Below are 20,205 nucleotides of genomic sequence, written 5' to 3'. Positions count from 1 at the left end.
ATCGTTCCCACGCTCTGCGTGGGAATGCCTCTAGGGACGCTCTGCGTCCAGTGACGCGGAGCGTCACGGGCTGCATTCCCACGCAGAGCGTGGGAACGATCAAAACGATCAGGTTGCGGCCTTCGGCAGCGCCCGCACGCGGAACTACTTCAGTTCAGGCAAGCGCGCTTCGTTCTTAACCTCGGTCGCGGCAATCGCATCGGCCGGCAGCACCACCCGTTGCTTGCTCAACAACTGGCCCATGTTCGCCAGCACGCGGTACATCGAGTATTCCTCGGTGTAGCGGATTTCGGTGTAGCGACGGTTGGCGTTGTACAGCTCGTTTTCACTGTCGAGCACGTCCAGCAGGGTGCGCTGGCCGAGGCCGAACTGATCCTGATACGCAGCGCGCACACGCTTGGTGGTCTCGGCGTATTCGCGGGCGGTCGGGGTCTGTTTCCTGGCGTTGAGCATGGCGTTCCAGGCCAGGTGAATGTTCTCGTTGAGCTGACGCAGGGCGTTGTTGCGGATGTCCATCGCCTGGTTGATCTGGTGCGCGTCGGAGGCCAGTCGCGCCTTGTCGCTGCCGCCACGGAACAGGTTGTAGTTCATCACCACGCCGACCCGCCATTCGTTGTCGTGGCCCTCGTCACCCTGCACGTTGTTGTTGGCGCCGACGGCGGCTTCTGCGTCGAAGCGTGGATAGAACGGCGACTTGGCGACTTCGTACTGACTCTCGGCCGATTGCACGTCGGCCTGGGCGGATTTCAGATACGGGTTGTTCTCGACCATGCTCTGCTGGGCTTCGGGCAGCGTGGCGGGCAACTCGCCACGGGTCGAGGTGGGGGTTTCCAGTTCATCCGGCATGCGCCCGACCACGCTGTAGAAGTTGGATTCGGCATCCGCCAGATCGACTTCGGCGGTGTCGAGGTTGTTCTGCGCCAGCGCCTTACGGGCCACCGATTGATCGGAGTCGGCGGTGCTGCCCACCCCGCGCTCGGTGCGCAGGCCGATCTGGTCGTTGACCCGCAAGTGCGCCTGCAGGTTGTTCTTGGCCAGGGTCACCAGTTCGCGACGCTTGAGCACTTCGAGGTAGACCTCGATGGTGCGCAGGGCCAGATCCTGGGCGGTGCCTTGCGCGTAATAGGCACGCGAGTTGGAAACGCCCTTGGTGCGCTCGACTTCGTTGGCGGTGTTGAAACCGTCGAACAGCATTTGCCGCAGACGCAGCTCGGACTGGGTGTAATTGAGGATTTCGGTGTGGTGGTTACCGAAGGCCCGGGTGTTGGTGTTGTCGCTGTAGCCGCGCCCGTAAGCAGCGTTCAGATCCACCGACGGATAGAAGCCGCCCTTGGCGACCTTCACCTGTTCATCAGCCGACAGGCGCGCATCCACGCGCGAGGCCAGTTCGGGGTGGGTGGCGATGGTGCTCTGAATCGCCTCGGTGAGGTTCATGGCCTGGGCTTGAGAAGTGCAAGCCATGGCCAGCAAAACCGCGCTGCAGAGGGGGGTTAGTACGCGCATGGGTGCATCTCCCTGAGTCCTGATGGTGTTTCGCTGTCGCCAATTTATTGACGATATTTTTAGTAAAAAGCGTTTCATGCCTGTAACAACAGAGCTAAGAACATCCTGAAGCGTAGCTAAGAAAAAATTTTCATAAGGGTTATGCCAAAAAAAACTTATGCGGTTCGCCAAATCCAGCACATTGTTCCACTCGAAAGCCTTTGTTTTATGCGCTTTAGGGAGCACAGAAAGGCTTGAGGAAAGTTCCACTCACTTTGCGACATACGGCGAAGTACTGCTAAAGGGGAGGGACGCGTAGCGGCTGATGAGCGACAGATTTTTGTCACTCGGGTGATTCACCACCGTTACGTAGCGCTAGTGGGCCTGCTGCAGTGAACAGAGATTCCAAGTGCCTGATGGCGCTGGCATTTCTGGATTTGCGCAACCTGCGAAACGAACTGTCGAGGTGCGAGCGTCGCCCCGACAACCCGCTTGAGCCATGGGCTGCTTCGCGAACCAGCGCCGACGGTGGTCGGCAGCGGAGGAATGCACATGGCAACGCTCATCGGGATCGTCACTAAAGTCATTGGTCAGGTTTTCGCTCAGTCGGCGGACGGCTCTCGTCGCGCACTGGTCGAAGGCGATCGGCTGTTTGCAGGGGATCAATTGATCACCGGGGCGCAGGGGGCGGTTGCCGTTCATCTGCAAAACGGCCAGGAACTGACCCTCGGCCGCGACAGCAGCCTGACCATGACCGGCCAGTTGCTCGCCGATCAGGCGGCTCACGTCAATGCACCGGAAGCGGTGACCCCGAGCGAGTCGCAACTGACCGACGTCGAACAGATCCAGAAAGCCATTGCCGCCGGCGATGACCCGACCCAATCGGCCGAAGCGACGGCGGCGGGCCCTGGAGCCACCGGTGGTGCGCCGGGCGCATTGGGTGGCGGCCACAGTTTCGTGTTGTTGACTGAAGTGGCGGGCCGGGTTGATCCGGTCATCGGTTTCCCCACCGCCGGTTTCAATGGCATTCCCGAGTTTCCCGAAGAACGCCACAACGCGGTGATCAACAACGGTGACGACACCGCGCCGATCGCTCCACCACCACCGCCAGTCAACAATCCGGTCACACTCACCGGACTGTCGGTTGCCGGTGGCGAATTGAATCTCAACGAAGCCAATCTGCCCGACGGTTCCGCCGCCAACCCTGGCGCGCTGACCCAGACCGGCAGCTTCACGGTGTCGGCGCCGGACGGTCTGAGCAGCCTGAGCATCGGCGGCATCAACGTGATCGTCGGTGGTGTGCCGATCGGTTTCCCGCAATCGATCACCACGCAACTGGGCAACACCCTGACCATCACCGGCTACAACCCGGCCACCGGCACGGTCAGTTACAGCTACACCCTCAACGGCAACGAAACCCACGCGGCGGGCGACGGTGCCAATAACCTCAGCGAGCAATTCACCGTGATCGCCGGCGACAGCAATGGCGACACCGCCACCGGCACGCTGGACGTCAACATCACCGACGACGTGCCGAAAGCGTTCGATGACAACAATGGCACGGCATCAGAGACCCAACTGACCCTGACCGGCAACGTCCTGACCAACGACGTGCAGGGCGCCGACCGCGTACCTGTCGGCGAAAACGCCGGCCCGATCACCCCCGGGACCTTCATCGGCACTTACGGCACGTTGGTGCTGAATGCCAACGGCACCTACACCTACACGCTGAATACCAGTGATGCGGACTTCAAGAATCTGCATGGCGGTGGCAATGGCACCGAGACTTTCACTTACACCCTGACCGATGCCGACGGCGACACCAGCACCGCCAACCTTGTGCTGCAGATCCACAACAACGACGATCCTGTGGTCATCAACGGGTTGAACGTCGAGGGTGGTGAACTCACCGTTTACGAGAAAAACCTCGGCGACGGTAGCGCCCCGGATTCGGGAGCCCTGACCCAGACCGGCACCTTCACCATCACCGCGCTGGACGGCGTCACCACGCTGACCATCGGTGGCATTGCCGTGGTCACCAACGGTGTAGCCGCAGGCTTCCCACAATCGGTGACTACGCCACTGGGCAGCACACTGACCATCACCGGGTTCAACGCTGCAACCGGCGTCGTCAGCTACAGCTACACGCTGGTCGACAACGAAGCGCACTCAACTGCCAACGGCGCCAACGTACTCAATGAGCAGTTCGCCGTGACCGTGGTCGACGACAACGGCACCACCGCCAATGCCACGCTGGACGTGAACATCGTCGACGACTTGCCAAAAGGCGTGGACGACAGCAACGCCGGCACCGCCTCGGAAACCAATCTCACGCTGAGTGGCAACGTCCTGACCAACGACGTGCAAGGCGCCGACCGCGTACCTGTCGGCGAAAACGCCGGCCCGATCACCGCAGGCACTTTCACCGGGACTTACGGCACTCTGATGCTGAACGCTAACGGCACTTACACCTACACCCTCAACACCAGCGACGCCGATTTCAAAGCGCTGCACGGCGGCGGCAACGGCACCGAAACCTTCACCTACACCATCACCGATGCTGACGGCGACACCAGCACCGCCAACCTGGTGCTGCAGATCCACAACAACGACGATCCGGTAATCATCAACGGCCTCGACGTGAATGGCGGTGAACTCACCGTCTACGAGAAAAATCTCGGCGACGGCAGCAGCCCCGATGCTCCAGCCCTGACCCAAAGCGGCACCTTCACCATCACCGCGCTGGACGGCGTCACCACGCTGACCATCGGCGGCATTGCCGTAGTCACCAATGGCGTGGCAGCAGGCTTCCCGCAATCCATCGTCACTCCGTTGGGCAGCACCCTGACCATCACCGGTTTCAACGCCGCCACCGGTGTTGTCAGCTACAGCTACACCCTGGTCGACAACGAAGCGCACCCGAATGCCAACGGCGCGAATGTGCTCAACGAGCAATTCGCCGTGACCGTGGTCGACGACAACGGCACCACCGCCAACGCGACACTGGACGTGAACATCGTCGACGACCTGCCAAAAGGCGTGGACGACAGCAACGCCGGCACCGCTTCGGAATCCAGCCTCACCTTGAGCGGCAACGTCCTGACCAACGACGTGCAAGGTGCTGACCGTGTACCAACCGGCCCGAATGCCGGCCCGATCACCGCCGGCACCTTCACCGGGACTTACGGCACCCTGGTATTGAACGCCAACGGCACTTACACCTACACGCTGAACACCAACGATGCGGATTTCAAAAACCTGCACGGCGGCGGCAACGGCACTGAAACCTTCACCTACACCATCACCGATGCCGACGGCGACACCAGCACCGCGAACCTGGTGCTGAACATCCACAACAACGACGATCAGGTGTACCTCAATGGCCTCGACGTCAACGGTGGCGAGCTGACTGTCTACGAGAAAAACCTTAGCGACGGCACCAGCCCCAACACCCCGGCACTGACCCAGAGCGGCACCTTCACGGTGACAGCCCTCGACGGTCTGCAAACCCTGACCGTGGGCGGTATCGCCGTGATCACCAACGGCGTCGCGGCCGGCTTCCCGCAATCGACCGTCACCCCGCTGGGCAGCACGCTGACCATCACCGGTTACAACCCGGCCACGGGCGTTGTCAGCTACAGCTACACCCTGGTGGATAACGAAACCCATCCGACCGCCAACGGCGCCAACAGCATCACCGAGAACTTCAACGTGGTGGCGACGGACACCGACGGCAGCACCGCCACCGGGCAAATCAACGTCAACATCATCGACGACCTGCCGACCGCCAAACCCGACGCGACGTCGGTGCAGGAGGGCGGCACCGTCAGCGGCAACGTGCTGGACAACGACATCGGCGGCGCCGACGGCCCGGCAGCCAGTGGCGCGGTAGTGGGCGTGCGCGCCGGCTCCGACACCTCGACCTCTGCCATCGGCGGCCTCAACAGCAACATCAACGGCACCTACGGCTACCTGACCCTCGACGCCAACGGCAACGCGGTCTATCACAGCAACCCGAATGCCGTCAGCGGCCCCGGCGCGGTGGATGTGTTCACCTACACCGTGCGCGATTCCGACGGTGACGAAAGCACCACCACCATTACCATCGACGTCTACAACAGCAAACTGTGCGCGGTCAGCGACACCGACGTCACCGTCTACGAAAAAGCCCTCGATCTGACCAAGGACGGGCAAGACCTGGCCCCTGGCACGGTCACCGGCAGCGATCCGACCAGCACCGGGGAAACCGCGTCCGGCACGCTGGTCGGCTCGGTCACCGGCGCGGTCGGTGCGATCAGCTATGCGCTGGTCGGCAGCGCCACCGGCAACTACGGGCAGATCGTGCTCAACCCCAACGGCACGTACACCTACACCCTGACCTCACCGGCCAGCACCACCCCGCACGCCGACGACGGCGCCAACACCCTGACCGAAACCTTCACCTACCAGGCCACCGATTCGCTGGGCAACGTCGTCACCAGCACCCTCGTGGTCAACATCGTCGATGACGTGCCGAAGGCGATCAACGACAGCAACGCCAGCACCGCATCGGAAACCCAGTTGACCCTCAACGGCAACGTGCTGACCAACGACGTGCAGGGCGCCGACGTGGTGGCAACCGGTCCGAATGCCGGCCCGATCACCCCCGGCACCTTCACCGGCACTTACGGCACCCTGGTGCTGAATGCCAACGGCACGTACACCTACACGCTGAACACCAACGATGCGGATTTCAAAAACCTGCACGGCGGTGGCAACGGCACCGAGACCTTCACCTACACGCTGACCGATGCCGACGGCGACACCAGCACCGCCAACCTGGTGCTGAACATTCACAACAACGACGATCCGGTGGTCCTCAACGGTCTCGACGTGTATGGCGGCGAGCTGACCGTTTACGAGAAAAACCTCAGCGACGGCACCAGTCCCGACACCCCGGCGCTGACCCAGAGCGGCACCTTCACCGTCACCGCCCTCGACGGTCTGCAAACCCTGACCGTGGGCGGCATCGCCGTGATGACCAACGGCGTGGCGGCCGGCTTCCCGCAATCGACCGTCACCCCGCTGGGCAGCACGCTGACCATCACCGGTTACAACCCGACCACCGGCGTGGTGAGTTACAGCTACACCCTGGTGGATAACGAAACCCACCCGAACGCCAACGGCGCCAACAGCATCACCGAGAACTTCAACGTGGTGGCGACCGACACCGACGGCAGCACGGCGACCGGGCAGATCAACGTCAACATCATCGACGACCTGCCGACTGCCAAACCCGACACCGGCTCGGTGGCGGAGGGCGGCACGGTCAATATCAGCGTGCTGGGCAATGACATCAGCGGCGCAGATGGCGCGGCGATCGTGGTCGGCGTGCGCGCCGGCGGCAACACCGCGACCTCGGCCATCGGCGGCCTCAACAGCAACATCAACGGCAACTACGGTTACCTGACCCTCGATGCGGCCGGCAATGCGGTCTATCACAGCAACCCGAACTCGGTGAGCCCGCCGGGCGCCACCGACACCTTCACCTACACCATCCGCGACAGTGACGGCGACGAAAGCACCACCACCATCACCGTCAACGTCGCCGACAGCAAACTCGTGGCCTCGACCGATCAGGACGTGACCGTCTACGAAAAAGCCCTCGACCTGACCAAGGACGGGCAAGACCTGGCCCCCGGCACGGTCACCGGCAGCGACCCGGGCAACACCGGCGAAACCGCGACCGGCACGCTGGTCGGTTCGGTCAGCGGCGGCAGCGGGGCGATCACTTACACCCTGGTCGGCAGCGCCACCGGCACATACGGGCAGATCCAGCTCAACGCCGACGGCACCTACACCTACACCCTGACCTCGGCGCCGAAAACCACGCCGAACGCCAACGACGGGCCGAACACCCTGAGCGAAAGCTTCACCTACAAAGCCACCGATGCGCTGGGCAACAGCACCACCAGCACCATCGTGGTCAACATCGTCGACGACGTGCCAAAAGCGGTGGCGTCGGATCGTTCGGTGGCGGCGGTGGAGATCGACTCCAACATCCTCATCGTCCTCGACATCTCCGGCAGCATGGCCGATGCCTCCGGCGTGCCGGGCCTGTCGCGGCTGGAACTGGCCAAGCAGGCGATCAGCGCCTTGCTCGACAAGTACGACGATCTGGGCGATGTGAAAGTGCAGCTCGTCACCTTCAGCAGCAACGCCACCGACCGCACTTCGGTGTGGGTCGATGTCGCGACGGCCAAGACCCTTCTGGCCGGCCTCAGCGCGGGCGGCGGCACCAACTACGACGCTGCCGTGGCAACCATGTACAACGCGTTCAACACCTCGGGCAAACTCACCGGGGCGCAAAACGTCGGCTATTTCTTCTCCGACGGCAAACCCAACGAGGGTGACATCGGCACCGCCGACGAAGCGACGCTCAAGGCGTTCCTCGATGCCAACAACATCAAGAACTACGCGATCGGCCTGGGCAGCGGCGTGAGCAACGCCAACCTCGATCCGCTGGCGTACGACGGCATCACCCATACCAACACCAACGCGGTGGTGGTCACCGACCTCAACCAGCTCAACTCGGTGCTGTCCGGCACCGTAGAGGGCGCGCCGGTCACCGGTTCGTTGATCGGCGAGGGCGGTACCTTCGGCGCCGATGGCGGGTTCATCAAATCCATCGTGGTCGACGGCACCACCTACACCTATGACCCGAAAGCCAACGGCGGCCAGGGTTCACTGGTCGCCAGCGGCGGCGCCAACCACGGCACGTTCAACACGGTGAACAACACCCTGAGCATCGCCACCAACAATAGCGGCACCCTGGTGGTCAACCTCGACACCGGCGACTACAGCTACACCTCGCAAAAAACCACCGCCGTGGTGATCACCGAGAACATCGGCTTCACCCTCAGCGACAACGATGGCGACCTCGCCAGTTCGACCCTGACCGTGAAAGTGATCCCCAACGCGCCTCCGGTGGCGGCGGATGATCACATCATCACCAACGTGCTGTCGGGCAACATCGTGGTGCCGGGCGAGCTGTTGCTGGCCAACGACACCGACCCGAACGGCGACACCCTCAACGCCACGCCGACCTCGTTCAACACCGGCTGGATCTCCAGATCGGCAGACTTCACCGGCAGCGGCGCGATCAGCTTCACCGGCACCAATGCCAACACCGCCGCCAACCAGAACCTGGCCAACGTGCGTAACTCGTTCAGCGCCAACGCTGCGACCATGACCGCCGTGCTGGTGGTCAGCGGTTACCTCGGCGCGGTGACCAACACCAACGCCAACGATGAAGACCGCATCACCGTCAACCTGCGCCAGGGCGAAACCCTCAACCTGGACCACAACCTGGCGGCCGGTCACATCACCATGGAGTACTCGATCAACGGCGGCGCGTACATCGCCCTCGCGGACGGCCAGACCCTGACAGCGACGTCCGACGGCGTCTACCAGATCCACATCACCAACATCAGCAACACCACGGGCAACAACGTCAACGCGGCGGAAAACTACCAGCTGACCATGACCCTCAACTACGCCGGGGCCCACGACATCACTCCGGACTACCACGGCACCTACACCGCCAACGACAACCACGGCGGCAGCGACACGGCGAACGTGACCATCAGCTATCAGGACGGCCACACCCTCACCGGCACCTCGGGCGATGACGTACTGGTGGCCGGCACCGGCGACAACATCATCAACGCCGGCGACGGCAACGACGTGCTGACCGCAGGCTCCGGCAACAACGAACTGCACGGCGGCGCTGGCAACGACTTGCTCTACAGCGGCCCGGGCAACGACCTGCTCGACGGTGGCACTGGCATCGACACCGCCAGCTACGCCCATGCGACCGCCGGGGTGACGGTCAACCTCGGCCTGCTCGGTGCGCAAAACACCATTGGCGCCGGCACAGACACCCTGACCGGCATCGAAAACCTCGTCGGCTCGAACTTCAATGACACCCTCACCGGCGACAACAATAACAACGTGATCAACGGCGGCCTGGGCAACGACATCCTCAATGGCGGCGGGGGCGATGACCTGCTGATCGGCGGGATGGGCAACAACACCCTGACCGGCGGGCCGGGCGCTGACACCTTCCAGTGGCTCAAGGGCAACAGCGGTCACGACCTCGTCACCGACTTCACCCCCGGCACCGACAAGCTCGACCTGTCGCAACTGCTGCAAGGTGAAAACGGCACGTCGGCGTCACTGGATGACTACCTGCACTTCACCGTCACCGGCAGCGGCGCCTCGCTCATGACCAGCATCGACGTCAGCGCCATGGCCGGCGCCACGCCGAACCAGACCATCGACCTGGCCGGCGTCAACCTGGCCAGCCACTACGGGGTGACACCGGGGGCGGGTGGTCTGATTGCCAGCGGGCACGACACGGCGACCATCATCAACGGCATGCTCAATGATCATTCGTTGAAGGTGGATACGGTTTGATCTGAACGCTGAAACGACAAAACCCGCCGCCCCGATCAAACGGGACGGCGGGTTTTTCTTTGCGCGTAGATCGTTCCCACGCTCCGCGTGGGAATGCAGCCCGGGACGCTCCGCGTCCCAAACAGCGGACGCAGAGCGTCCATTGAGGCATTCCCACGCAGAGCGTGGGAACGATCAGGCGGCGATCAGGCTACAGCGGACGCCTCAGCCTTCAACTCCAGATTATCCAGCGCCCGATTCACCGCCAGCTCCCCCAACATGATCAACTGCGCAATCCCCAGCAACACATGCCGCTGCGGGCCGTCCACCAGCCCGGCGAAGTCATTGGCCATGATCTTGGCCGAGGTCAGGGTTTCGCAGGCATCGGCCAGCAGTTCTTCGCTGTCGATGCCGGGGGCGATGAGGTAGCGGGTGTTGGGTTTGAGCAGCGGTTTGCGGGGGAGCAGCGGATTGAGGTAGTGATCGAGGGCGCGTTCGGCGGCTTCGTGGAATTTCTTCGAATCGAGGGTTTCGTAGGGGGATGTCGAATCGACTTCCGGCGGGTTTGGCGTAGGTTTGATCATTGTGAAGCTCCTTGAGAAATGGAGCCGTCATCCATCGCTGCTAAACGAAGAGGGTGGCGGCTGAACGCGGGTTAGCAGACCAGGCTCAAGGATCCCGGCGCACCGAAGTGCCCCACGTCAGCCGCCATAAAAAACATTGGCGACACCAACGTGCCTTGAAGTTAACCGGGCTGCTAAACCCGATCGCTGTTTTTCAGCGACCGCCAAACAATAGAACCCGCCCCCAAGGCGCACAAGCCGGCGGATTCTGGCGGATGCGTAGGCAAAGGCGCAAGGTTGCGTGGCTTTGCGGACATGTTCTTAAACATGATTCAACTGGGTGTCAGGTTGAAAGGACTGAGTTGCGCCATCGCCCCTTGTCAGGATTTGCGCAACGTCTTCTGCCGCAAGATATAAACCGTCACCAGCACCGCGCTGGTCAACATGAACCCCCGGGCCCAAGGCAGCGGCACCAGGTAGCACGAGAACAGAATGCTCGCCCACATCAGCCCGATCGCGTAGACCTTGCCCTTGAGCGGAATGCCGTTGCCATCCAGGTAATCGCGGATCCATGGCCCGAGCCGGGGATGCTCGACCAGCCATTGATAGAAACGCGGAGAGCTGCGGGCGAAGCAGGCGGCTGCCAGCAGCAGGAAGGGGGTAGTGGGGAGAACAGGCAGGAAAATCCCGATCACCCCCAATGCCACGCTCAGCCAGCCGATGGCCAGCAGGATGTAGCGCAACATCAGGGAGCGGTTGCCTATGGGATTGTCCATAGGCCGGATCTTAGTGGTGACGTGGCTTGAGGATCGCCGGTTTTTCGTCGGGCGCCTGGCACAGCAGGTACAGCGCGGTCAGGGCTTCCGGGATCTGCACGATCATGTCGTCCATCAGGTTGGCGTCCTTGGCGATGTCTTCGAACTCGGGCTGTTCGTCGAACAGGCCCGAACCGACCATGATCGGCAGGAGCATTTCGCTGACTTCTTCTTCGGCGGTTTCGAACCAGGCCGCTTCGCGCAGGAACACGCCTTCCATGAAGCCGATGCACCAGCCGCGCAGTTCGGAATCGTCCGGGTCGTCGCCCAGGTCCAGTTCGCATGGCAGCTCGAATTCTTCGTCCGACGCCAGTTGGCGGGCGATGTGGGCCTTGAGTCCGATCAGCGTGGCTTCGATCTCTTCACGCTGCGCTTCGCTGCTGTAATGCGGCTCTTCGGCGAACAGGGCGTCGATCCATTCACGCTCCGGCACGTCTTCGGCGCAGATCGACAGCGCGGTCAGGTAACCGTGAGCGGCCACGTAGTCCAGCGCCTCTTCATGCAGCTCGTCGGCGTCGAGGAAGACTTGCAGGCGGGTTAGTTGCTCGGCGAAGGACATTAAAGGGCTACCTTGGGGGAATAAACAATGCGGGAATTCTAGGCCTTCTTGAGCCCTCAAGCCAGCCGCACGGCAGATTTGCCCGCACAAGCTTCTTATCGGCGGTGCCCTTTGCCGGGGAGGGCTCGGGTATACTGCCGCGCTTTGCGATCCCTGCCGGTGTCGCGGCTGATTATGTACGGCGCATGCAATGCACGCTTACGTTTTGTTTAAAGCAGCCTCGGCTGTCTTGAACCAGCCTGTGCAGGGATGTTTCGGTGGATTTTTGGAGTTTTTATGCTCGAACAGGCTCAACGCGTCCTCAAGGACATCTTCGGCTACGACAGTTTCCGTGGCCGTCAGGGTGCAATCATTGAGCGCGTGGCCAGTGGCGGTGATGCCCTTGTGCTGATGCCGACCGGCGGTGGCAAGTCCCTGTGCTTCCAGGTGCCGGCGCTGCTGCGCGATGGCCTGGCGGTGGTGGTGTCGCCGCTGATCGCGCTGATGGATGATCAGGTCGCCACCCTCGAAGAGCTGGGCGTGGCCGCCGCGGCGTTGAACTCCACCCTGAGCGCCGAACAACAGCGCGACCTCGCCAACCGGATCAAGCGCGGCGAAGTGAAAATGCTGTATCTGGCGCCGGAGCGGCTGGTGCAGCCGCGCATGCTGTCGTTCCTGCAAGGCTTGAACATCGCCCTGTTCGCCATCGACGAAGCGCACTGCGTATCGCAATGGGGCCATGACTTCCGCCCGGAATACCTGCAACTGGGGCAGTTGGCGGAAATGTTCCCCGACGTGCCGCGCATTGCCCTGACCGCCACCGCCGACAAGCGTACCCGCGAAGAAATCGTCACCCGCCTGCACCTGCAGAATGCCGAGCGTTTCCTCTCGAGTTTCGACCGGCCGAACATCTTCTACCGCATCGTGCCCAAGGAGCAGCCGCGCAAGCAGTTGCTGGCGTTCCTGGCCGAGCGGCGCAGCGATGCCGGCATCGTCTACTGCCTGTCGCGCAAGAAGGTGGAAGAGGTGGCCGCGTTTCTCACCGAGCAGGGTTTCCCGGCGCTGCCGTACCATGCCGGTCTGCCCAACGATCTGCGTGCCTATCACCAGAAACGCTTCCTCAACGAGGAAGGCCTGATCATGGTCGCCACCGTGGCGTTCGGCATGGGCATCGACAAACCCAACGTGCGCTTCGTTGCTCACCTCGACCTGCCGAAATCCCTTGAGGCGTATTACCAGGAAACCGGACGTGGCGGCCGTGACGGCCTGCCGGCGGACGCGTGGATGGCCTACGGTCTGCAAGACGTGGTGATGCTCAAGCAGATGCTGCAGAACTCCGAAGGCGACGAGAGCCACAAGCGTCTGGAGCAGCACAAGCTCGACGCCATGCTCTCGCTCTGCGAAGAAACCCGCTGCCGCCGTCAGGCGCTGCTGGCCTACTTCGACGAAGACATGCCCGAGCCGTGCGGTCACTGCGACAACTGCACCGACGGCGTGCAGACCTGGGACGCCACCGAGCCTGCGCGTCAGGCGCTGTCGGCGATCTACCGCACCGGCCAGCGTTATGGCGTCGGCCATCTGGTGGACGTGCTGCTGGGCAAGGACAACGAAAAGGTCCGCAGTTTCGGCCATCAGCACCTGTCGGTGTACGGCGTCGGCAAGGCGCTGAGCGAGAGCGAATGGCGCTCGCTGTTCCGTCAGTTGGTGGCCCGTGGTCTGGCGGATGTCGATCACGAAGGCTATGGCGGCCTGCGATTGAGTGATACCTGCCGGCCTTTGCTCAAGGGTGAAGTGACCCTTGAACTGCGCCGCGACCTCAAACCACAGATCACCGCCAAGAGCGGCAGCAAGAGCCCGGCCAGTCAACTGGTGCGCGGCGAAGAACGCGAACAGTGGGAAGCCTTGCGCGCCCTGCGGCGCAAACTGGCGGAAGAACACGGCGTGCCGCCGTACGTCATCTTCCCCGACTCGACCCTGCTGGAAATGCTCCGCAGCCAGCCGACCTCGCTGGCGGACATGGCCCGGGTCAGCGGCGTCGGCGCGCGCAAGCTGGAGCGTTACGGCGAGGCCTTCCTCGAAGTGCTCGGCGGCGAGGCCGAGGCGCCGAAAGTGGTGGCCGACGTGCGTCACGAACTGATCACCCTGGCCCGCGCCGGCATGACGCCGTTGCAGATCTCCGGTCAATTGCAGTGCTCGGAAAAGAACGTCTACGCCATGCTCGCCGAAGCCATCGGCAAGCAGCAGCTGTCGCTGGAACAGGCGCTGGATCTGCCGGAAGACCTGATGGGCGAAGTGCAGGATGCTTTCCTCGACGGCGAAGGCGAGTTGCCGTCGGTCGCCGAAGTGGCCGAGCTGTTTGCCGGTCGAGTGCCTGAAGGTGTGCTGTATTGCGTACGGGCTGCGCTGCAATCCGAGTTTGAAATGTGAGAGGGCGTTTGTGCCAACCGCTATACCGATGTAACGATTCAGTACAGGACGCCTCTTGCCTATAGCCAAATGTCATGCTTAGCTGACTAATAATTAGTTTTTCTCTATTTGTTCAGTCTAATCATGAGTGTTTTATGCCGTTAACCGATCAACACCGTTTTGGCATGCAATTGGCCCAGATGTCCCGTGGCTGGCGTGCCGAACTGGATCGCCGGCTGGCCGGTCTGGGCTTGTCCCAGGCACGCTGGCTGGTGCTGCTGCATCTGGCGCGTTTCGAAGAGGCGCCGACTCAGCGGGAGCTGGCGCAGAGCGTCGGCGTCGAAGGGCCGACCCTGGCCCGTCTGCTCGACAGCCTGGAAAGCCAGGGCCTGGTGCAACGCCAGTCCGTGATGGAAGACCGCCGGGCGAAAAAAATCGTGCTGTGCGCACCGGCCTTGCCGCTGATCGAGCAGATCGAAACCATCGCAACACAATTGCGCAAGGAATTGTTCGAAGGCGTCGACGAGGCGGATCTGAAGGTCTGCATGCGGGTTCACGGGCACATTCTGGCTAACCTGGAAAAGTCTTGAGGCATAACCGCGTGCCGTTTTTTTGAGAGATCGCGCTGGGCGGACTATAAGAACTACTGGGCAATATCGTGTTCGTACCGGATGTGCGAACGCATAGAAGTCGGTTTTGCTTATTCAAGGGATGCTCATGCTCGGAAGTCGGCACGTGGTAAAGCGTTGCGCCAACTCGCTGCTGGTGGCCGGTGTTCTCACCTGGTCCACCGCCTCATTGGCGCTGGGGCTCGGTGACATCACCGTGCATTCAGCCCTCAATCAGCCGCTCAAGGCTGACATCGCGCTGGTGGATGTCGGGGGCGTCAGCGAAAGCGAACTGGCGGTTCGTCTGGCCTCGGCGGACGAGTTTGGCCGCGCCGGCGTCGAGCGCGTGTTCTTTCTCAACAACCTCAAGTTCACCCCGATCCTGCGCGGCAATCGCAACATGATCCGGGTGACTTCGACCAAACCGGTCAACGAACCCTTTCTGAATTTCCTGGTGCAGCTCGATCAGCCCAACGGCCACCTGCTGCGCGAATACACCGTGCTGATCGACCCGCCGGGCTCACCGGGAATTGTTCCGGCCACCGACGAGCCGACGGCGCGCGCGCAATCCTCGGAATTCCCGACCCCCGAGACTCCCACCGCAACTACGCCGGCCAAACCTGCTGCGCCGGTGCAGCCACCGGCTCCGGTCGCCGACGCGCAGGCCGAGCAACTGGCGGCGAGCATTCTGCAGAACCAGCAACTGCAAAAAACCATCGATGCATTGAACGTGAAGCTTCAGGCGCAGGAAGTGCTGATCGCTGACGGCAAGAAACAGCTCGGTGATTTGCAGGCCCATCTGATTGAAGTGCAACAGGCGCCGCCGGCACCTGTCGCACCCGTGGCGCCTGTGCCTGCGCCGGTCATTGCCCCGGTTGAGTCCCCGGAGGATTCACTCAACTGGCCGCTGCTCGGCGGACTGCTGCTGGTACTGGGATTGCTGGTGGCAGGGCTGTATGTGCGTCGGCACCGCCAGCAGGAACAAGGGGCTGAGGCGCCGACACCGTTCCTGCCGGTTCGAAACGAACCCCCGGTCGACGACGCCGAACCGATGCAGCCGAGTGCCGTTCACAGTGCTGTCGAACATCGCGAGGAACACGCCAACGGCGATGTGCTGGAAGCGGTCGGCATTTATCTGGCCTACGGACGCTTGGGCGAGGCTGCCGGTCTGTTGCGCGATGCGTTGCAGCGGGAACCGGAGCGCATCGACCTTGGCGTGCAGTTGCTTGAAGTGCTGGGGCGGCAGGGCGACACGCCGATCTATGACGAGCAGGAAAACCGCCTGCGCCAGCTCGGGGTCGAGGATCAGCGCTTGCAGGAGATTCGCGCCCGCTACCCGAAACTGGCCAGCGCCGCACCTCTGGCGGCAGCGGCTCCGGTGATTGCTGCGCTGCCGATCGAACCCCCTGTGGAGCCGGAACCCGAAGACAATTTCGAACTGAACCTGGATCAGCTCTCGATGGCGTCGAGTTGGGATCTTGAGGAGACTCGCTCCACCACCGACGCACCTGAACAGGCGCCATCAACGCTCGGCTCCGATCTGCAGGTACTGCCACAGGATTTCGAACTGCCGGAAACCCTGCCCGACGACGCTGAAACCGCCGAACTGGAATGGATCGCCGAGCCGGAAGCGCAGCCGCTGGACGAGGACTTTCTCAACGAATTTGGCGATCCCGGCACGTCGCTCTCGCTGGAGCCACTGGAGCTGCAGGCGCCGGAATCCGAACCCTCGGACGCCGCAAACGCCGGCAAACTCGAACAGGCCCAGACCTGCATCGACGACGGCGATCTCGACAGCGCCATTGCCTTGCTCAACGAACTGCTCAAGGAAGCCGACGAACCCCTCAGGCAAACGGCGCGCACGCTGTTGGCGGGGATTCGCTGAGCGCCGTCAGAAGGTCTGCCCGAGGTTCAGGTACACCGCCTGCTCATCCGCATCGTTCAGTCCATAGCTGAAGTTCAGCGGCCCCAGCGGCGTATCGAAGCCGATGAACACGCTGGCGGCGTTGATGTAGCCACTGTCGAACTCGTTGTCGTTGTTCCACGCCCGGCCGCGTTCCAGCGAGGCGCCGGCGTACAGCGGGAAGTCCAGCGGCAGGTACGAGCGCGGGGTGAGACGGCGGTAATACACCGCGCGCATCAGACTGACGTTCTGCCCGGAGATGGCGTCCTCGCGGAAACCGGACAGTTGCCGGGCGCCGCCGAGCAGGAAACTGGAGGTCACCACGTTGGCATCGTCCAGCGTTCGACCGTAACGACCGCCCAGGATCAGCGTATCCGGGCCGCTGCTCATGGCCTTGTCCAGTTTGAATTCCCACTGCCGGTAGCGCGTGTCGGAACCCAGGCTCGGCTCGAACTGCACCAGGGTCAGGCCGATGTCTTCGCCTTCGTGGGGGTAGTAGACGTTGTCCAGCGAGTCGAAGGAGTACTTCAGCGCATAGAACCCTTCGTTGAAGTTTTCGCTCGGCAGGTCCTGATCGCCGATCCGTACATCGGCCTTGCCCCAAGCCTCGCCGACGCCGAAACGCACTTCGCCGCTGTTGCCGATCTGCCGGCCGACATTCAGGCCGAAGCCGTAGCGCTCGACGCGATACTGGGCGATCGGATCGTTGTCCAGCACCGAGTCGACGTTTTGTGCGGCGAACGACGCATAAGGCGCCACGAAGTAGCGAGAGCCTACGTCCAGCGGTTGATAGAACTCGCTGTATAACTCTTGTTTATCGCCGATCTGTGCCCGGGTCAGCCATTCCGCGCCGAGCCGGTTGATGCCGTTCATGCGGTAACTGGCGCCGAGGTTGAAGGCGCTGTCACCGCGCATGTCGTCCGACAGGCTGAGGCCGACCCGCAGGTAATCGGTGCCGGTGCGCTTGCCGCGCGCGCTGATCACCAGCGTGTGATCCGCGCCCTTGTGCACCACGCGGTATTGCACCTGCTCGAAATAATCGAGGCCGTACAGGGTGCCCATGTCGGTTTGCAGGCGACCCAGATCCAGCGGTTCGCCGATATGCTGGCGGATGTAATAGCGGATCACGTCATCGCCGACTTTCGAGTCGTTCTCGACCTTGATCGCAGTGATGATCGGCGTGCGCTGGCCCGGCGCGCGGGCAGCGTTGAGTTCGGCGTCCTGCGACTGCACGGGTTTGAGACGCGCGAGGCGCACGTTCAGGGCCTGGGTTGCGCGGTAGCCGGCGTCAATCATCTCCTGGCCGCGACCGAAATCGGTGGAACCGAAACTCGCCAGCGGCGGCTGGATCAGCACGTCGTCGGGATGCAGGGTCGCCAGTTGCTCTTCGGAGTTGCGTCGGGTCATCAGGGTGATCGACTGGTTCAGCACATCGACCACGGTCACCAGTTGCTTGCGGTTGCGCAGTGGGGTGCCGATGTCGACCACGATGGCCACGTCGACGCCCATTTCCCGCGCCACATCGAGGGGAATGTTGTCGGTCATGCCGCCATCCACCAGCAATCGGCCGTCGAGTTCGACCGGGGCGAATACCGCCGGGATCGACATGCTGGCGCGGATCACCTGGGGCAGATGGCCCTTGCGGAACACCACTTTTTCGCCGTTGGCGATGTCGGTGGTCACGGCGCGGAAGGGGATCGGCAGTTTGTCGAAATCCCGGGTGTCGCTGGTGTGGGCCAGCAGGCTTTCGAGCAGCAGCGCGAGGTTCTGGCCCTGGATCACGCCCAAGGGCAGGCCGAGGCTGCCGTCGTCGCGAAAGCTCAGCTTCTGTTTCACCAGAAAATCGCGGTCGTCCTGCTTGCGCCGGAACGGTACGTCTTTGCGGGGCGGGGCGTCGGACAATGCCTGCTGCCAGTCGATGGTCAGGGCGAGTTTTTCCAGCTCGTCAATCTTGTAGCCCGAGGCGTACAGCCCGCCGACCACCGCGCCCATGCTGGTGCCGGCAATCGCATCGATCTTGATGCCTTGTTCTTCCAGCGCCTTGAGCACGCCGATGTGCGCCAGGCCACGGGCCGCGCCACCGGATAGCACCAGTCCGACTTTCGGGCGTGTGGTCTCACTGGCATGGACGCTGACACCAGCGAACAGGGGGAGGAAACCAAGCAGCAGGCAGATCAGAAGACGACGCATCGTGATTCTCGGGGCGAGCGATAAAGCCGGCTATTATAGCGGCGCCCTCTGGCTCAGGAGTTTCAGCAATCATGACCGTCACAAAACCGGAAATCGTCATCACCTATTGCACGCAATGCCAGTGGCTGTTGCGCGCCGCGTGGCTGGCGCAAGAACTGCTCAGCACCTTCGGCGACGATCTTGGCAAAGTGTCACTGGTGCCGGGCACCGGCGGGATATTCCACATCACCTGCAACGACGTGCAGATCTGGGAACGCAAGGCCGACGGCGGTTTCCCCGAAGCCAAGGTGCTCAAGCAGCGGGTGCGCGACCGGATCGACCCTGACCGCGACCTCGGCCACAACGACCGTACTCAGTGAGAGGCGGCTTCGGCCGCGACGGTTTTCTTGTCGCTGCTGCCTGACAGCCGGCTCGACACCACGATCGCAACGATGATCAGCACGCCGCCGATCAGCATGCGCAGGGTCGGATCTTCATCGAACAGCAACCACGCCACGGTAATCCCGTACACCGGCTCCATGGCAAACACCACTGCGGCGGTGCGCGCCTTGATCACCGCGAGACTGGCGACGAACAGACTGTGGGCGACGCCGGTGCAGAACACCCCGAGCAGACCGATCCACAACCAGTCGATGGCCCGTACTTCGCTCAGTTGCGGCGCCGCCACCGGCAGCAGACACAACGCCACCACCACGTTCTGACACAGCGCTGCCTGCACCGCCGGGATGCGTCCTGAGCTGGCTCGGTTGGTCAGGGACAACAGGGAAAACAGCAGGCCGGACAGGATCGCCCAGAGCAGGCCGGTGGTCGCGCCGCTGGCCAGATCGAAGGCGGGGGTCACCAGCACCAGTCCGACACTGACCAGCACCACCAGCACGATTTCATTGATGCGGATGCGCTCGCGAAAGATCAGCCCTTCGAGGATCACCGTGAAGGCCGGGAAACTGGCGAAACCCAGGGTCGCGATGGCAACGCCCGCGACCTTGACCGCAATGAAGAAACTCACCCAATGCCCGGCCAGCAGCACGCCGCTCAGGGCCAGGCGCCGCCAGTCGACGGCCTGCAGTTTCTGCCAGCCGCCCTGTTGGGCGAAGCGGGCGAAAAACGCCAGGGCCAGCACGGCAAACGCGGCGCGCCCGAACACGATGACGGCGGGCGTTGCGGCCGCGAGTTTGCCGAAGACGCCGGTCAGGCCGAACATCAGTGCGCCGATATGCAGGGCGCCGAGGGCGGTACGGGGAGTCATTGCAGTCCTTTTTCCAAA

Annotated in this window: 11 protein-coding genes; 5 read left to right on the top strand and 6 right to left on the bottom strand. The window is 62.7% G+C overall.

The annotated features are described in order from the left end of the window. Positions 1-144: 144 nt before the first annotated feature. Positions 145-1,503: a TolC family outer membrane protein gene (locus CAF80_RS01625; RefSeq protein ID WP_085666735.1), complete on the bottom strand. Its 1,359-nt coding sequence runs from the start codon at positions 1,501-1,503 to the stop codon at positions 145-147. Between the two features lie 531 nt (positions 1,504-2,034). On the opposite strand from CAF80_RS01625, the gene CAF80_RS01620 reads away from it, so the two are divergent. Beyond that, entirely contained in the window at positions 2,035-9,939 is a 7,905-nt protein-coding gene (locus CAF80_RS01620; protein WP_085666734.1) for a retention module-containing protein, read from the top strand. Positions 9,940-10,124: 185 nt separating this feature from the next. On the opposite strand, the gene CAF80_RS01615 is transcribed toward CAF80_RS01620, so the two are convergent. From CAF80_RS01615 to CAF80_RS01605, 3 genes are all read right to left on the bottom strand, one after another. Beyond that, the gene (locus CAF80_RS01615; protein WP_085666733.1) at positions 10,125-10,502 is read right to left on the bottom strand and encodes a DUF6124 family protein; all 378 of its coding nucleotides are present in this window, start codon (positions 10,500-10,502) and stop codon (positions 10,125-10,127) included. Between the two features lie 359 nt (positions 10,503-10,861). Then, on the bottom strand, positions 10,862-11,257 hold the full coding sequence (locus CAF80_RS01610; protein ID WP_085666732.1) for a YbaN family protein: 396 nt from the start codon (positions 11,255-11,257) through the stop codon (positions 10,862-10,864). Positions 11,258-11,267: 10 nt separating this feature from the next. Beyond that, positions 11,268-11,855 (bottom strand): YecA family protein, encoded by a 588-nt coding sequence (locus CAF80_RS01605; RefSeq protein ID WP_039765475.1) that lies wholly within the window; start codon positions 11,853-11,855, stop codon positions 11,268-11,270. Between the two features lie 276 nt (positions 11,856-12,131). Between CAF80_RS01605 and recQ the strand changes: the two genes are divergently transcribed. From recQ to CAF80_RS01590, 3 genes are all read left to right on the top strand, one after another. Beyond that, positions 12,132-14,261 (top strand): DNA helicase RecQ, encoded by a 2,130-nt coding sequence (gene recQ / locus CAF80_RS01600; RefSeq protein WP_085666731.1) that lies wholly within the window; start codon positions 12,132-12,134, stop codon positions 14,259-14,261. A 134-nt stretch (positions 14,262-14,395) separates the two neighbouring features. Beyond that, the gene (locus tag CAF80_RS01595) at positions 14,396-14,830 is read left to right on the top strand and encodes a MarR family transcriptional regulator (protein ID WP_039765478.1); all 435 of its coding nucleotides are present in this window, start codon (positions 14,396-14,398) and stop codon (positions 14,828-14,830) included. Between the two features lie 127 nt (positions 14,831-14,957). Next, on the top strand, positions 14,958-16,733 hold the full coding sequence (locus CAF80_RS01590; RefSeq protein ID WP_085666730.1) for a FimV/HubP family polar landmark protein: 1,776 nt from the start codon (positions 14,958-14,960) through the stop codon (positions 16,731-16,733). A 6-nt stretch (positions 16,734-16,739) separates the two neighbouring features. Here CAF80_RS01590 and CAF80_RS01585 read toward each other — a convergent pair whose 3' ends face one another. Beyond that, the gene (locus tag CAF80_RS01585; protein ID WP_085666729.1) at positions 16,740-18,941 is read right to left on the bottom strand and encodes a patatin-like phospholipase family protein; all 2,202 of its coding nucleotides are present in this window, start codon (positions 18,939-18,941) and stop codon (positions 16,740-16,742) included. Between the two features lie 71 nt (positions 18,942-19,012). On the opposite strand from CAF80_RS01585, the gene CAF80_RS01580 reads away from it, so the two are divergent. Beyond that, positions 19,013-19,300, top strand: a complete 288-nt coding sequence (locus CAF80_RS01580; protein ID WP_039765482.1) for a SelT/SelW/SelH family protein — start codon at positions 19,013-19,015, stop codon at positions 19,298-19,300. On the opposite strand, the gene CAF80_RS01575 is transcribed toward CAF80_RS01580, so the two are convergent. Next, positions 19,294-20,187, bottom strand: coding sequence for a DMT family transporter (locus tag CAF80_RS01575; protein ID WP_085666728.1), 894 nt, complete (start codon positions 20,185-20,187; stop codon positions 19,294-19,296). The genes CAF80_RS01580 and CAF80_RS01575 overlap by 7 nt on opposite strands. Between the last annotated feature and the right edge of the window lie 18 nt (positions 20,188-20,205).

Source organism: Pseudomonas sp. B34(2017) (assembly GCF_002112915.1).
Classification (GTDB): domain Bacteria; phylum Pseudomonadota; class Gammaproteobacteria; order Pseudomonadales; family Pseudomonadaceae; genus Aquipseudomonas; species Aquipseudomonas pharyngis.
This window is presented reverse-complemented; position numbering and strand designations above follow the sequence as displayed.